The 14,475-nt window shown below is 70.5% G+C and carries 13 protein-coding genes and 1 pseudogene; 9 read left to right on the top strand and 5 right to left on the bottom strand.

The window, feature by feature from the left end; genetic code table 11:
* Window positions 1–187 precede the first annotated feature (187 nt).
* Window positions 188–547 carry a metallopeptidase family protein gene (locus WBK31_RS30010; RefSeq protein ID WP_406673519.1) on the bottom strand — a complete coding sequence of 120 codons (360 nt, stop codon included), beginning with the start codon at window positions 545–547 and terminating at the stop codon, window positions 188–190.
* Window positions 548–915: 368 nt separating this feature from the next.
* Between WBK31_RS30010 and WBK31_RS30005 the strand changes: the two genes are divergently transcribed.
* Genes WBK31_RS30005 through WBK31_RS29985 form a run of 5 tightly spaced genes read left to right on the top strand, consistent with a single transcriptional unit; the run spans window position 916 to window position 4,938 of the window.
* Window positions 916–1,284 carry a DUF3499 domain-containing protein gene (locus tag WBK31_RS30005; protein ID WP_364060149.1) on the top strand — a complete coding sequence of 123 codons (369 nt, stop codon included), beginning with the start codon at window positions 916–918 and terminating at the stop codon, window positions 1,282–1,284.
* A 44-nt stretch (window positions 1,285–1,328) separates the two neighbouring features.
* Window positions 1,329–2,687 (top strand): phosphomannomutase/phosphoglucomutase, encoded by a 1,359-nt coding sequence (locus tag WBK31_RS30000; protein ID WP_364060152.1) that lies wholly within the window; start codon window positions 1,329–1,331, stop codon window positions 2,685–2,687.
* Entirely contained in the window at window positions 2,684–2,851 is a 168-nt protein-coding gene (locus WBK31_RS29995) for a Trm112 family protein (protein ID WP_364060155.1), read from the top strand. The genes WBK31_RS30000 and WBK31_RS29995 overlap by 4 nt, the downstream gene beginning before the upstream one ends.
* Window positions 2,848–3,954: an SIS domain-containing protein gene (locus WBK31_RS29990; protein ID WP_364060158.1), complete on the top strand. Its 1,107-nt coding sequence runs from the start codon at window positions 2,848–2,850 to the stop codon at window positions 3,952–3,954. Before WBK31_RS29995 ends, WBK31_RS29990 begins: the two co-directional genes overlap by 4 nt.
* 48 nt (window positions 3,955–4,002) lie before the next feature.
* Complete coding sequence (locus tag WBK31_RS29985; RefSeq protein WP_364060161.1) at window positions 4,003–4,938, top strand: cation diffusion facilitator family transporter; 936 nt, start codon at window positions 4,003–4,005, stop codon at window positions 4,936–4,938.
* 92 nt (window positions 4,939–5,030) lie between these two features.
* Here the strand turns inward: WBK31_RS29985 and WBK31_RS29980 are convergent, their stop codons facing one another.
* Window positions 5,031–5,381 carry a MerR family DNA-binding transcriptional regulator gene (locus tag WBK31_RS29980; RefSeq protein WP_364060164.1) on the bottom strand — a complete coding sequence of 117 codons (351 nt, stop codon included), beginning with the start codon at window positions 5,379–5,381 and terminating at the stop codon, window positions 5,031–5,033.
* A 102-nt stretch (window positions 5,382–5,483) separates the two neighbouring features.
* On the opposite strand from WBK31_RS29980, the gene ahcY reads away from it, so the two are divergent.
* Window positions 5,484–6,911 carry an adenosylhomocysteinase gene (gene ahcY, locus WBK31_RS29975; protein WP_406673518.1) on the top strand — a complete coding sequence of 476 codons (1,428 nt, stop codon included), beginning with the start codon at window positions 5,484–5,486 and terminating at the stop codon, window positions 6,909–6,911.
* Between the two features lie 143 nt (window positions 6,912–7,054).
* Window positions 7,055–8,290 carry an adenosylhomocysteinase gene (locus tag WBK31_RS29970; protein ID WP_364060170.1) on the top strand — a complete coding sequence of 412 codons (1,236 nt, stop codon included), beginning with the start codon at window positions 7,055–7,057 and terminating at the stop codon, window positions 8,288–8,290.
* A gap of 121 nt (window positions 8,291–8,411) precedes the next feature.
* Here WBK31_RS29970 and WBK31_RS29965 read toward each other — a convergent pair whose 3' ends face one another.
* Complete coding sequence (locus WBK31_RS29965) at window positions 8,412–8,996, bottom strand: DUF305 domain-containing protein (RefSeq protein WP_406673517.1); 585 nt, start codon at window positions 8,994–8,996, stop codon at window positions 8,412–8,414.
* 471 nt (window positions 8,997–9,467) lie between these two features.
* On the opposite strand from WBK31_RS29965, the gene WBK31_RS29960 reads away from it, so the two are divergent.
* A complete protein-coding gene (locus WBK31_RS29960; protein ID WP_364060176.1) occupies window positions 9,468–10,859 on the top strand; it encodes a hypothetical protein in 1,392 nt (463 codons plus the stop codon).
* A 61-nt stretch (window positions 10,860–10,920) separates the two neighbouring features.
* On the opposite strand, the gene WBK31_RS29955 is transcribed toward WBK31_RS29960, so the two are convergent.
* Entirely contained in the window at window positions 10,921–11,949 is a 1,029-nt protein-coding gene (locus WBK31_RS29955) for an RDD family protein (RefSeq protein WP_364060179.1), read from the bottom strand.
* A gap of 51 nt (window positions 11,950–12,000) precedes the next feature.
* Between WBK31_RS29955 and WBK31_RS29950 the strand changes: the two genes are divergently transcribed.
* Entirely contained in the window at window positions 12,001–12,993 is a 993-nt protein-coding gene (locus tag WBK31_RS29950) for a stage II sporulation protein M (protein WP_406673516.1), read from the top strand.
* A 102-nt stretch (window positions 12,994–13,095) separates the two neighbouring features.
* Here the strand turns inward: WBK31_RS29950 and WBK31_RS29945 are convergent.
* Window positions 13,096–14,470, bottom strand: a pseudogene (locus tag WBK31_RS29945) (DUF58 domain-containing protein).
* Window positions 14,471–14,475 lie beyond the last annotated feature (5 nt).

Raw genomic sequence — 14,475 nt, 5'->3', positions numbered from 1 at the left:
GTCGAACAGCGGGCCCGCCGGGAAGTCCTCCGTCTCGGCCCTGTGCCACCGGCGGCGAGAGCTGGGCTTGTAGTAGAAGCGATGTTCGCCGCGCCTGACTCGCCTGCGCAAGTGACGGAACATGCACCCAGCATCGCACACCGTGACGAACCGCGACACCCGGTTACGCGAAGACCGTCTGCGGGGGTCAGCGGCGGTCGTCGTAGCCCGGGTCCACGGTCTCGGGGGCGAGGCCGAGGAGCGAGGCGACCTGTTCGACCACGGTGTCGTGGACCATCGCGCCCAGCGTGTCGCGGTCGCGCGCCCTGGCCTCCAGGGGCCGCCGGTAGACCACGATGGACGCCGGCGAGTGGCCGGTGGCCGCGTCGGCCCGGCCGAAGGGTACGGGGTCGGAGTCGAGCCCTGGGCCGTCGCCGAGCTCGCTCAGCGGGGGCACCTCCTCCACCGCGAACTCCACCGCCGACAGCTGCCGATCCCACCGGGGCCGCAGCCGGTCGACGGCGTCGAGCACGAGGTCGTCGAAGCGCTCGCTGCGGGATTTGGCCATGGGAATGTGGGAGGGGGCGAGCGGGCCGCGGAGCCCGCGACCGTGGCGATCGCGCCGTCTGGGACCGCGCTTGTGAGTCACGTGTGTCAGTGTACGGGGACGTCACGCGGATGCCCGGACAGCGGTCACCGGGTGTCCGAAAGGCGGGGTGTGAAGTGGCAGAAATGTGATCTTCCACGAAGATCGGAACGGTAGGATTGAGCCGGTGACCTCGCGGGGAAAGGCGGGAATGGAAGCGCGGTCAAAGGGACGGAGGTCTCGGGGCATGTGGGTGGAAACGCTGCGACAGGTGTCCGAATTGTGGCGACACGCTCGTTAAGAGCGCTCAGGTAGTGGCGCCGCGCACTCTTACCGGATACGGTCCCTCCGTGAGCCCCGTCCGCCGCTGTTCCCGCACCGCTTGCAGTCAGCCTGCCGTCTTCACGCTCACGTACGTATACGCCGACTCGACCGCTGTCCTCGGCCCCCTGGCGACGTACGCGGAGCCACACTGTTATGACCTGTGCGCCGAACACGCCGAGCGACTGACCGCCCCCCGCGGCTGGGAGGTGGTGCGGTTGCCCACCGACGGCGCCTCGCCCAGCTCCGACGATCTCGAAGCGCTGGCCAACGCGGTCAGGGAGGCCGCGCGCCCGACGTCGTCCGGCAGCGGTGAGCCGGTCGGCCAGGGCGTCGAGGTCGGCCGCCGCGGGCACCTGCGCGTTCTGAGATCGGCCCAGCAGCACCGTGACCGGTAGGCTCCTTCTGTAAGGCGGAAACCGACCTAGGGCGGAGCTGGAGAGTGGGCGACCTCGCCAAGATCTTCAAAGCGTACGACGTTCGCGGGGTGGTGCCCGACGAGCTTGACGAGCCGACCGCCGAGGCCGTGGGGGCGGCTTTCGTCGAGGTCACCGAAGCCGAGTCGATCGTGGTCGCGCACGACATGCGCGAGTCGTCGCCCGCGCTGGCCGAGGCGTTCATCCGCGGCGCCCGCGCGCGCCGGGCCGACGTCGTGCACGCCGGCCTGGGCTCCACCGACCTGCTCTACTACGCCAGCGGCAGCCTCGGCCTGCCCGGCGTGATGTTCACCGCCAGCCACAACCCGGCCCGCTACAACGGCATGAAGATGTGCCGTTCCGGCGCGGTGCCGATCGGCGGCGACACCGGCCTGACCCGCATCCGCGACAGGGCGGCCGAGCTGCTGCGCGAGCAGACCCCGGTCGGGGCGCCGGCCGGTTCCGTGATCGAGAAGGACCTGCTCTCCGGCTACGCCCACCACCTGCGCACGCTCGTCGACCTGAGCGGCATCCGGCCGCTGAAGGTGGTCGTCGACGCGGGCAACGGCATGGGCGGCCACACGGTGCCCGCGGTCTTCGACGGGCTGCCGATCGACCTGGTACCGCTCTACTTCGAGCTCGACGGCACCTTCCCCAACCACGAGGCCAACCCGCTCGAGCCGCAGAACCTCGTCGATCTGCAGCGCGCCGTGGTCGAGACCGGCGCCGACATCGGGCTCGCCTTCGACGGCGACGCCGACCGGTGCTGGGTGATCGACGAGCGCGGCGAGTCGGTCTCGCCGTCGGCGATCACGGCGCTGGTGGCCGTACGCGAGCTGGCCAAGCACCCCGGCGCGACGGTCATCCACAACCTGATCACATCGAAGGGCGTGCCGGAGATCGTCGGTGAGCACGGCGGCGTGCCGGTGCGCACCCGGGTCGGCCACTCCTTCATCAAGGCGGAGATGGCCCGCACCGGGGCCGTGTTCGGCGGCGAGCACTCCGCCCACTACTACTTCAGGGACTTCTGGTTCGCCGACTCCGGCATGCTGGCGGCCATGCACGTGCTGGCGGCGCTCGGCGAGCAGGAGCGTGCGCTGTCCGAAGTGGCCGGCGCCTACTCCCGCTACCACGCGTCGGGCGAGGTCAACAGCACGGTGTCCGACCAGGCGGAGGCGCTGCGGCGGGTGCGCGCGGCGTTCGCGGGCCGGGGCGAGTTCGACGAGATCGACGGGCTGACCGTCACCGGATCCGGCTGGTGGTTCAATCTGCGTCCCTCCAACACCGAGCCGCTGCTCAGGCTGAACGCCGAGGCGGCCGACGAGAGCACAATGACGGCGATCAGGGACGAGGTCCTCGCCATCGTGGGAAAGGTGTCAGAGTGAAGATCGACGACTGGCTGCTGGAGATCCTGGCCTGCCCGGCGTGCAAGGCTCCGCTGCGGGCCGAGCAGGAGGCCGATGAGCTGGCCTGCACCGGCTGCGGCCTGATCTACCCGGTCCGAGACGACATTCCGGTCCTGCTCGTCGACGAGGCCAGGAAGCCGTGACCTGGGAGCCGGAGCGGCTCGACGACCAGGGACACCTCACCGAGGCCGACCCGGGCGGCATGCTTCCGGCGGTGGCCGCGTCAGCGGCCCACATACGCACCGGCCACCGCAGTGCGGTCGAGGCCGGCGTGGAGCGGCTGGCCGCCGACGGGCGCCCGCGGGCCATCGTGGTGGTGGGCATGGGCGTCGCCGGTCTCGCCGGCGACATCCTGGCGGCCGTCCTGGGCAACGGCGCCCCGCTGCCCATCGTGACCGTGCGCTCCTACCAGCTCCCCGGCTGGGTGGGGGCCACTGACCTGGTCATCGCCGTCTCCGGCTCGGGCGACACCGAGGAGACGCTGGCCCTGGCCGCGCAGGCGGTGCGCCGGGGCTGCTCGCTGCTCGCCGTCGGCCCGGCGGGCTCCCCGCTGGAGGCGGTGGCCGTGCAGGCGTCGGCCGTCTACGTGCCGGTGCCGGTCACCGGTCCCGCGCGGGCCAACCTGTGGCTGCTGAGCGTCCCGCCGATCGTGGCGGCCGCCGCCCTGCGGCTGGTGCAGGCGGACGCCGACCTGTTCGAGCGGGTGGCGCGGCTGCTCGAGGACATCGCGCACCGGTGCCGGCCGTCGAGCGAGTCGTTCATCAACCCGGGCAAGTCGCTGGCGCTCGACCTGGCCGAGACCGTGCCGATGATCTGGGGGACGTCGCAGGTGTCGGCGGTGGCGGCGTACCGGCTGGCCTGCCAGCTCGCGGCGAGCGCCAAATACCCCGCGCTGCACGGCACGCTGCCGGAGGCCGGTCACCATCAGGTGGCGGCGTTCGACGGGCCGCTGGCCGAGCGCGACATCTTCGCCGACACCTCCGGCCGTTCGCTCAGGCTCGTCGTCCTGCGCGACACCGAGGAGCACCCGCAGGTGACCCGGCGGCGCGAGGCGGCGCTGCGGCTGGCGGGCGAGCGCGACGTGCCGGTGACCGAGCTGGCCGCTGAGGGCGTTCATCCGCTGGAGCGCATCGCGAGCCTGATGGCGCTCGGTGACTACGCGAGCACCTATCTGGCCTTGGGATACGGCGTCGACCCGGCCGCCGAGTCGGCGATTGCTGAGGTCACTGCGACAATTTCCCCATAGGATCCTCTTTCAAGACTTTTGACGTGATCTTATGAGTGGAGAAGATCGGTGAGCGCGAGCGGCGGAACGAAAGCAATCATTGCGGCATTGTCCGCGAACTTGGCGATCGCCGTGTCCAAGTTCGTGGCCGCGTTCTTCACCGGTTCCTCATCGATGCTCGCCGAGGGCATCCACTCGGTCGCCGACTCCGGCAACCAGGTCCTGCTGCTGATCGGCGGCAAGCGGGCGGCCAGGGCGAGCACCCGCCAGCATCCCTTCGGATACGGCCGCGAGCGTTACTTCTACGCGTTCGTGGTGGCCGTCGTGCTGTTCACGATCGGTGCGGCGTTCTCGCTTTACGAGGGCGTTCACAAGATCGCCGATCCGCACGAGGTGGAGTCGCCGATCTGGGCGTTCGCGGTGCTGATCTTCGCGATCATCGCCGAAGGGCTCTCCTTCCGTACGGCGGTCAAGGAATCGAACCCGCTGCGCGGCGATCAGTCGTGGTTCGCCTTCATCCGGCGTTCCAAGTCGCCTGAGCTGCCCGTCATCCTGCTGGAGGACCTGGGCGCGCTGCTCGGCCTGATCTTCGCGCTGTTCGGCGTGACGATGGCCGTGCTGACCGGCAACGGCGTCTGGGACGGCATCGGCACCCTCATGATCGGCGTGCTGCTCGCCGTCATCGCGATCGTGCTGGCCATCGAGACCAAGTCGCTGCTCGTCGGCGAGGGCGCGTCCCCCGAGATGGAGGAGCAGATCAGGGCCGCGCTGGAGAGCGCGCCCGAGGTGGACAGGATCATCCACATGCGCACCCTGCACCTCGGCCCCGAGGAGCTGCTGGTGGCCGCGAAGATCGCGGTCGAGCACAACGACACGGCGGCCGAAGTGGCGCACGGCATCGACGAGGCAGAGCGGCGCATCCGCGAGGCGGTGCCGATCGCCCGGGTCATCTACCTGGAGCCCGACCTCGACCGCAGCCGCAGCACCAGCGCCTCGGCAGGCTGACCCACGGCTCCGGTTCGGCGGGGTGATCCCCGGATACCCAGAACAGCGGCGGTGCCGCCCCTCCATCGGGGCGGCACCGTCAGGTGTGCCGGTCAGTCTCCCTGACGGGGCTGGGCGGGGCGGAGCAGACGCAGGGCCTTCTCCTTCTCGAAGTCGAGGGCCCGGCGCGGCGCCTGGATGCGCCCGATGCGCACCCCGAGGTCGCGTACGGCCGCCGCCACCGCCGGCTCGCTCAGCACCCGCAGCGCGAACGCCAGCTCGGCCGGCGAGACGTCGAACCGCTTCTCCAGCTCCACCCCCTGGGCCACGGCGGCCAGCTCGTCAGGGCCGAACCGCCGGTGGGCCCCCTGCTCCCTGACCGGCGGCAGCAGGCCGAGGGCTTCCCGGTATCGGAGCATTCGCGGCGACATGCCGAGCCGCTTGGCCGCTTCCGTGATGCGCATTCTTACATTCTTACGTCAGATTCGCCGTCCGTGAGGTGCGCCGGTGCGGTGGCGCCGCCTAAACTCGTCGCGACAACCATCCGTGACGCGAGGGGACATCCGATGGACTTCAAGGTCGCCGACCTTTCACTTGCCGAGTTCGGCCGGAAGGAGATCCGGCTCGCCGAGCACGAGATGCCCGGCCTGATGGCGGTACGCAAGGAGTACGCGGCCTCCCAGCCCCTTCGCGGCGCGAGGATCATGGGCTCGCTGCACATGACGGTCCAGACCGCCGTCCTCATCGAGACTTTGGTGGCCCTCGGCGCCGAGGTGCGCTGGGTGAGCTGCAACATCTTCTCCACGCAGGACCACGCCGCCGCCGCGGTGGTCGTGGGCCCCGACGGCACCCCCGACGACCCGAAGGGCGTGCCGGTGTTCGCGTGGAAGGGCGAGACGCTGCAGGAGTACTGGTGGTGCACCGAGCAGGCGCTCACCTGGCCCGACGGCGGCGCCCCCAACATGATCCTCGACGACGGCGGCGACGCCACGCTGCTGGTCCACAAGGGCGCCGAGTACGAGAAGGCCGGCGCCGTGCCCCCGGCGACCGCTGACGACCCGGAGGAGTGGCACGTCATCATCGACCTGCTCACCCGCACGGTCGGTCCCGAGAAGAAGTGGACGAAGATCGCCGAGAGCATCAAGGGCGTCACAGAGGAGACCACGACCGGCGTGCACCGCCTCTACGAGATGCACAAGAACGGCCAGCTCCTCTTCCCGGCCATCAACGTCAACGACTCGGTCACCAAGTCGAAGTTCGACAACAAGTACGGCTGCCGCCACTCCGTCATCGACGGCCTCAACCGCGCCACCGACGTGCTCATCGGCGGCAAGGTGGCCGTGGTCTGCGGCTACGGCGACGTCGGCAAGGGCTGCGCCGACGCGCTGCGCGGCCAGGGCGCCCGCGTCATCGTCACCGAGATCGACCCGATCTGCGCGCTTCAGGCCGCCATGGACGGCTTCCAGGTCACCACGCTGGACGAGGTCGTCGGCATCGCCGACATCTTCGTCACCGCGACCGGCAACTTCAACATCATCACCGCCGAGCACATGTCGCGGATGAAGCACCAGGCGATCGTGTCCAACATCGGCCACTTCGACAACGAGATCGACATCGCCAGCCTGGCCAAGTGGCCCGGCGTCGAGAAGCGCAACATCAAGCCGCAGGTCGACGAGTGGGTCTTCCCCGACGGCCACTCGATCATCGTGCTCGCCGAGGGCCGGCTGATGAACCTGGGCTGCGCCACCGGCCACCCCAGCTTCGTGATGTCCAACTCGTTCACCAACCAGGTGATCGCGCAGATCGAGCTGTTCACCAAGACCGAGGACTACCCGATCGGCGTCTACACGCTGCCCAAGCACCTCGACGAGAAGGTGGCCAGGCTGCACCTCGACGCGCTCGGCGTCAAGCTCACCACGCTGACCAAGGAGCAGGCCGCCTACATCGGCGTCCACGTTGAGGGCCCGTACAAGCCGGACCACTACCGCTACTGAGCACCGTCTCTCGCTGAGCTCCGGGAGGTCTCCGCGCCTCCCGGAGCTCACCCATACGCTCCCCGGGCCCGTCCCGGGCTCTTCTTTCTGTACCTGTACGGCGGGGCGAAGCCGTCCCGCACGCGCCGACGTCAAGGCTGGCCATGGATCTCAGTGAAAGCGGCGAGCGGCAGATCTCCTGGGCCGCTCGGTCGATGCCGGTGCTGACCGCGATCGGCGAGCGGTTCGCGCTCGAACGGCCGCTCGACGGGCTGAAGATCGCGGCCTGCCTGCACGTCACCGCCGAGACGGCCGTGCTCCTCGGCGCGCTCAAGGCGGGCGGCGCGGAGATCTCGCTGGCCGCGTCCAACCCGCTGTCCACGCAGGACGACGTGGCCGAGGCGCTGCGCTCGTACGGGATCGGGGTGCACGCCAGGGCCGGGGTGGACCGCGCGACGTACTACCGGCACATCCACGAGGCCCTCGACATCGCGCCCGACCTCGTGCTCGACGACGGCTGCGACCTCGTCAACACCCTGCACACCGAGCGGCGCGACCTGCTCGACGGGGTGAGCGGCGGCTGCGAGGAGACCACGACGGGGATCATCAGGCTGCGCCAGATGGCGGCCGAGGACGCGCTGCGCTTCCCCGTGGTGGCCGTGAACGACACCCGCACCAAGCGGATGTTCGACAACCGGTACGGCACCGGCCAATCCACCTTCGACGGCATCATGCGCGCCACCAACACGATGCTGGCGGGGCGCACGGTGGTGGTGGCCGGGTTCGGATACTGCGGGCGCGGCGTCGCCGAGCGGGCCAAGGGGCTCGGTGCGCGGGTGATCGTCACCGAGATCGACGCGGTGAAGGCGCTCGACGCGACGCTCCAGGGCTACGAGGTACGCCCGATGGCGCAGGCGGCTCCGGCCGGCGACCTGTTCATCACCGTGACCGGCAACCGCGACGTCATCAGGGCCGAGCACCTGTCGGTCATGAAGGACGGTGCGATCCTGGCCAACGCGGGGCACTTCGACGTCGAGATCGACGTACGGGCGCTGGACGAGCTGGCCATCGACGTGCGTCGCGGCGTGCGGCCCAACACCGACGAGTACCTCATGCCCGACGGGCGGCGCCTGCTGCTGCTCGCCGAGGGCCGCCTGGTCAACCTGACCGCCGCCGAGGGGCATCCCGCGGCCGTCATGGACATGTCGTTCTCCGCGCAGGCGCTCGCCGTGGCCTGGCTGGCGGGTGAGCGGGCCTCACTCTCGCCCGGCGTGTACGACGTGCCCGAGGAGATCGACCACGAGGTGGCCAGGCTCAAGCTGGCCGCCGCCGGCATCGACATCGACCGGCTCACGTCCGACCAGGAGGACTACCTCCACAGCTGGCGCGTTGGCTCCTGACGTCCCGCAGGGGCGGCTGCGGGACCGTCCGCACCCGCCGCGAGCGTGCGGCGCGCCCCGTTCCTGCGCGCCGTGTACCGGCGTCCATAGGGTCCCGGCCCGCGCGCCGAAGCGCCGGCGGCTACAGCTCCGCCTGCATCTGCTGCATGCGGCGGATCTCCGCGGCCTGGGTGACACTGACGTCGCCGGCCAGCTCCTCGATCCTGATGTGCGAGCCGTCGGTCAGGACCTGCTTCGACATCTGGATCGCGCCGAGGTGGTGGTTGATCATGAGCTGGAGGAACATCCGGTCGAAGTCCTTGCCCTTGGCCGCCTTCAGCGCCTCGAGCTGTTCGGGCGTCGCCATCCCCGGCATGCCCTCGTGGGCCGCGTGATGGTCGGGCACTTTCTGCTCCAGCTCCCGCAGCCACCTGCTCATGAACTGGATCTCGGGCTCCTGCGCGACCTTGATGCGGTCGGCGAGGGTCTTGAGCTTGCCCGACTCGGCGCGGCTGGGCGCGAGCAGGGCCATGTCCACGGCCTGGCGGTGGTGGACGATCATGTTCTGGACGTACTGCACGTCCGCCGCGTTGGGAGTGGCGGACGGCACGGCGGTGACGGCCTCGTCCGGTGAGAGCGTCCTGGCCTGCTCTCCGGGACGTCCTGGGGCGATGACGGGCGCCGTCGACCGGCTCTGGGGGCCTGCGGTGCGGAGCCGGATGTGCACCCGGTGAGGGCGACGATCAAGCCCACGATGACGACGAGCGCGGCGCGCACTCACCCTCCTGACTGACTTAGTCCAGATTGCGAACTATAGGGGAAAAGTCCAAACCTGAGAAGAGGGCGAAGCGCAATAAAATTTGACATCTTGGACGCTGGTCATCGGCACGAAGAAAGGTGAGGATGGCGTAGATTTACGCTCCCTTTACCGGAGGTTCCTTCGTGTCCCCCCTCCGCAGAGCCCTCGTCCTGGGCGCCGCGCCGACCGCGCAGGTCCGGACGGCGCACGTCCCGGCTCCGGCGGCCGACCGCGTCACGATGGACCGGCTGAACGCTCGGACGGCCACGCCTCACATCGAGCGGGGGCACGGCCACGGCTTTTGACTCCGGATGCGCGGCGGGGCATCCGGCACGGCCACCGCCGCCGTCCCGTTCTTTTCACCGACCCGGCCAGAAACCCTGTCAAGGAGGCTTCCGAGTGTCCCTATCGCGCCGTTCCATCGTCACGGCGGCGGCGGCCACGGTCTTAGCGCTGGCGGGCATGCCCGCCGCCGCGGCGGACATCCCACCCGCCGACACCGTGGTGCACAGCCCCAACGTGACCCACGTTCTCAACATCCCCAAGCCGGACCCGATCGCCGGAACGATCAACACCGACATCGCGTTCCAGGACGGCTACGCGTACGTCGGCAACTACGGCGGCTTCTCCATCTACGACATCAGGAAGCCGGAGAAGGCGAAGGTCGTCAGCTCCGTCGTCTGCCCCGGCGCCCAGATGGACGTCAGCGTCTACGGCAACCTGCTGTTCACCGCCGTCGACTCCTCCCGCAGCGACGACTCCTGCAACAGCGAGTCACAGAGCGCGACGATCAAGGAGTCGTGGGAGGGCGTCCGCATCTTCGACATCTCCGACAAGACCAATCCGAAGTACATCAAGTCGGTCGAGACGAACTGCGGTTCGCACACGCTGACCCTGGTGCCGGGCAAGGGCCCCGACAAGAACAAGAACGTCTACATCTACGTCTCGTCCTACCAGCCGGCGGACAACTTCCCCGACTGCGCGCCCCCGCACGACAAGATCTCGATCATCAAGGTGCCGCTGCGCAACCCGGCCGCGGCCGAGGTCGCGGCCACGCCCGTCGTCTTCCCCGACGGTGGCAACGAGACGCAGCCCGGTCTGCTGCTGCCCACCAGCGGCTGCCACGACATCACCGCCTACGCCGAGAAGGACATCGCGGCCGGCGCCTGCATGGGTGACGGCGTGCTGTTCGACATCCGCGACCGGCTCAACCCGAAGGTCACCGCCAGGGTCACCGACCCGAACTTCGCGTTCTGGCACTCGGCCACGTTCAGCAACGACGCCAAGAAGGTCGTCTTCACCGACGAGCTGGGCGGCGGCGGCGCGGCCACCTGCAACGAGGCCACCGGGCCGAACCGGGGCGCCGACGCCATCTACGAGATCGTCCGCGGCAAGCTCGTGTTCCAGAGCTACTTCAAGATCTCCCGCTACCAGGACGACAGCGAGAACTGCGTCGCGCACAACGGCTCGCTCATCCCCGTCAAGGGCCGCGACATCATGGTCCAGGCGTGGTACATGGGCGGCCTGTCGATCTGGGACTTCACCGACTCCAAGCGGCCCAGGGAGATCGGCTACTTCGAGCGCGGGCCGCGCTCGGACGGCAGCGGCGGCGGCATCTGGTCCGCCTACTACTACAACGGCTACATCTACGGCGCCGACTTCCACGAGGGACTCGACATCATCAAGATCGACGACCGCCTCACCGACAGCGCCAAGCACGTTCGTACCAACCGGTTGAACGTGCAGACGCAGGAGTCGTACCGGGGCGGCGGACCGGGGCACGGCTGGTGACGGCCCTGCTCTGAGACCCTGCCCAGAGAATCCCGCTCGCCGGCGCGCTCGCTGATCGCGCTCACTGAGGTGGCGCGAACCCGCCCGGAGTCGCCTGAGGCGGCTCCGGGGCGGGTGCGGGCCCCGCCGGCGGCACCGGCCCCTGCTGTCCAGGCCCGTGCCGCCCAGTCTCATGCTGAGCGGGCGGCGGCGCGTACGGCGACGCGGCCGGGGCTGGACCGGGAACCGGTCCGGAACCCGGGACCGGGGCCGGGGGAGCGTAAGGCGGCGCGGCCGGAGGGGCGTAAGGCGGCGCGGCCTGATCAGGTGCCGGAGCGTACGGCTGCGGCGGCTGAGCGAGCCCCATGCGCTGCGCGAAACGTTCCTGCTCCCGCCGATGACGCTCGGCCAGGACGGCGCTCAGGTACGCGTGCGGCGGCACGCCCGCCGGAGCGGCGGGCGAGACGAAGGCCGCCACCTGCGTGGCGATGCGCACCCCCATCTCGTGCTGGACCTGCGGCGACAGGTCGTGCCATCGCGCGAGGTACTGCCTGGCGGCCTGCGCCACCTCCTCGGGAAGCTGAGAGAGCTCCAGCGTGGCCGCCCAGCCCGCGAGCTGCGGCGGCATCAGGATCGGCCGGGCCCGGTCGCGCGGTGCCCGGTCGGAGATCACGATGGTGCCCGCGAAGATGTCACCCAGCCGCTTGCCCTTCTGCGAGATCAGTGACGAGATCAGCGCCGGAGCCCCCGACAGCATCCAGAACTCCAGTACTCCCGCCAGGCCGCGGAACAGCGCCTGGCGGAACCGCTCGGGGCTGCCGTCGTCGCCGACGACCCGCAGGCCGAGTGCGAGCTTGCCGAGGCTGCGGCCCCTGGTGAGCGACTCGAAGATCACCGGATAGCCGACGAGCACCAGCACCAGCAGGACGATCATCGTGGCGCCGAACGCCGCCACGTCGGTCATCCCGGCGAACATGCCCAGGAGCATGTAGGCGCCGATGAGCAGGGAGATCTGCACCGCCATATCGATGAGGAGCGCCAGGGCGCGCGAGGGCATCTGGGCCACGCGCACTTCGACGACGACGGCGTCACCGGTCACAACCTCGGACATACGTGGAGCCTAACGGCTCGGATGCGGTGATCGAGCGGCCAGAATGGTCACGTGGACATCGATGCGTTCGTCACGGCACACCGCCCGGTCTGGGACCGGCTCGACTACCTGGTCAAGCACCGCTCCTCACTGACCGGCACCGAGATCGACGAGCTCGTCGAGCTCTACCAGCGGGTGTCCACGCATCTGTCCATCGTGCGCTCGTCGTCCACCGACGCGCTGCTGATCGGGCGGCTGTCGGCGCTGGTGGCGAGGGCCAGGTCCGCGGTGACCGGGGCCCACACGCCGGCCTGGCGCAAGCTGACCCGCTTCGTCACGGTCTCGTTTCCCGTCGTGGCCTATCGGGCGCGATGGTGGTGGCTGGCGAGCACGGTGGCGTTCCTGGTCGTCTCGTGGGTGATCGCCGCGTGGGTGGCGGCCAACCCCGACGTGCAGGCCACGATCGGCAGCCCCGACGAGATCGCCCGGCTCGTCAACGAGGACTTCGCCGACTACTACTCCGAGCACCCCGCCGCCTCCTTCGCGAGCCGGGTGTGGACCAACAACGCGTGGATCAGCGCCCAGATGATCATGTACGCGGTGGTGCTCGGCCTGCCCATCCCGTACGTGCTCTACCTCAACGCCGAGAACGTCGCCGTCTCCGCGGGCCTCATGGCCTCCCGCGACAAGCTCGACATCTTCTTCGGCCTGATCCTGCCGCACGGCCTGCTGGAGCTGACCGCGGTCTTCCTGGCCGCGGCCGTGGGCATGCGCCTCGGCTGGACGGTCATCGACCCGGGCCCGCGCCGCCGGCTCGACGCGCTGGCCGAGCAGGGCAGGGCCGTGATGAGCGTGGCGCTGGGGCTGGTCGTGGTGCTGTTCGTGTCGGGGCTGATCGAGGCGTTCGTGACGCCGTCGGGGCTGCCCACCTGGGCGCGGATCGGCATCGGGGCGCTGGCCGAGGTGGCGTTCCTCGCGTACGTGATCGGCTTCGGCCGCCGCGCCGAGCGGCTCGGCGAGTCCGGCGACATCGAGCGCGCCCCCGACGTCGCCCCGTCCGCATAGACCCCGTCCGCGCTTAGACGCCGGCCGCCTGATAGCCGCACGTCTGCGAGACGCACGCCTGCGAGACGCCCGCCTGAGGGACGCCCGTCTGAAGGAGCCTTCTCAGAGACGGCCGGCGGCCTTCAACGCCAGATACGCGTCCGCCAGCGCGGGCGCGATGTCGTCCGGCGGCGCGTCCACCACCTCGACGCCGTGCCTGCGCAGCCGGGCCGTGATGCGTCTGCGGCCGAGCCTGGCCTGTTCGGCGGCCGCCGCGTCATAGACCTCCTCGGCCGACTCCCGGCGCTCGGCCATGGCCGCCACGCTCGGGTCGGACACCCCGGCGACCAGCACCAGGTGCCGGGAGGCGAGCTGCGGCAGCACCGGCATGAGCCCTTCGTCCATCGCCGCCGGGTTGAGGTCGGTCAGCAGCACGACCAGGCAGCGCCGCTTGGCGCGGGCGAGCACGGCGGCGACCATGCCCTGCGCGTCGGCCTCGACCAGCTCGGCCTCGATCGGCGCCATCGCGTTGACCAGCGACGGCAGCAGCTCGGTGCGGGACGCCCCGCTCACCCAGGCGCGTACGGCACGGTCGTAGGCCAGGAAGTCGACCCGGTCACCGGCCCTGGCGGCGAGCGCGGCGAGCAGCAGCGCGGCGTCCATCGACCAGTCGAGGCGCGGCCAGCCGGCCGCCGGTCGCACGTCGGGCCTGGCCGGCAGCCCGCCGCCGCTCGGCTGCTCCCCGGCCAGCGGTACGGGGGCGATGCCCACCCGGCCCGCCGAGGTGCGGCCGGTGTCGAGCACGATCAGCACGCGGCGGTCGCGCTCGGGCCGCCAGGTGCGTACGACGACGTCGTGGCGGCGCGCGGTGGCCCGCCAGTCGATGGAGCGCACGTCGTCGCCCACGACGTATTCGCGCAGGGAGTCGAACTCGGTGCCCTGGCCGCGTACCAGGGCGGGGTGCCGGCCTTCCAGCTCGCGCAGCCGGGCCAGCCTGGACGGCAGGTGCTTGCGCGACAGGAACGGCGGCAGCACGCGCACGGTCCAGGGGGAGCTGTGGCCGCCCTGGCGGGCGGCCAGCCCCAGCGGCCCGACCGAGCGCACGGTCACCGCCACGGACGAGCGGTCGCCGCGCCTGGTGGGGGAGAGTGTGATCGTGACCTTGCGGCGCTCCCCGGCCTGGCACGTCAAGGGGGACCGCCCTGGGAGCCGCGCCCGCCGACGGCGGCCAGGCGTCCCTGAGCACGCCGCGTACCCGGCGTCCGCCCGGGTTCTCCACCACCAGCTCCACGGTTCCCTGCTGGCCCAGCCGCAGCAGCGTGTCGCCGGAACGGTGGAAGCGCAGCGGGCGCACGGCCCCCGCGAACGTCAGGTCCACCACGATGCCGGCGGCCAGCAGCAGGCACACCCCGGCGAGCGCGGCCCCCGGCTGGGGCGCGAACAGCACCACCACGATGCCGATCGCCGCGAGCAGCCCGGCACGTCCGGTCAGCGCCATCGGCA

Origin of the sequence: Nonomuraea sp. N2-4H, from assembly GCF_045291505.1 — a bacterium.
Lineage (GTDB): Bacteria > Actinomycetota > Actinomycetes > Streptosporangiales > Streptosporangiaceae > Nonomuraea > Nonomuraea fastidiosa.
The sequence above is the reverse complement of the archived record's forward strand: the minus strand, read 5'-3'. Positions and strand labels throughout refer to the sequence as shown.

Coding starts and splice junctions, on each gene's coding strand:
- WBK31_RS30010 (WP_406673519.1), bottom strand. CDS start 547: ATGGCCAAATCCCGCAGCGAGCGCTTCGACGACCTCGTGCTCGACGCC.
- WBK31_RS29980 (WP_364060164.1), bottom strand. CDS start 5,381: ATGCGCATCACGGAAGCGGCCAAGCGGCTCGGCATGTCGCCGCGAATG.
- ahcY (WP_406673518.1), top strand. CDS start 5,484: ATGGACTTCAAGGTCGCCGACCTTTCACTTGCCGAGTTCGGCCGGAAG.
- WBK31_RS29970 (WP_364060170.1), top strand. CDS start 7,055: ATGGATCTCAGTGAAAGCGGCGAGCGGCAGATCTCCTGGGCCGCTCGG.
- WBK31_RS29955 (WP_364060179.1), bottom strand. CDS start 11,949: ATGTCCGAGGTTGTGACCGGTGACGCCGTCGTCGTCGAAGTGCGCGTG.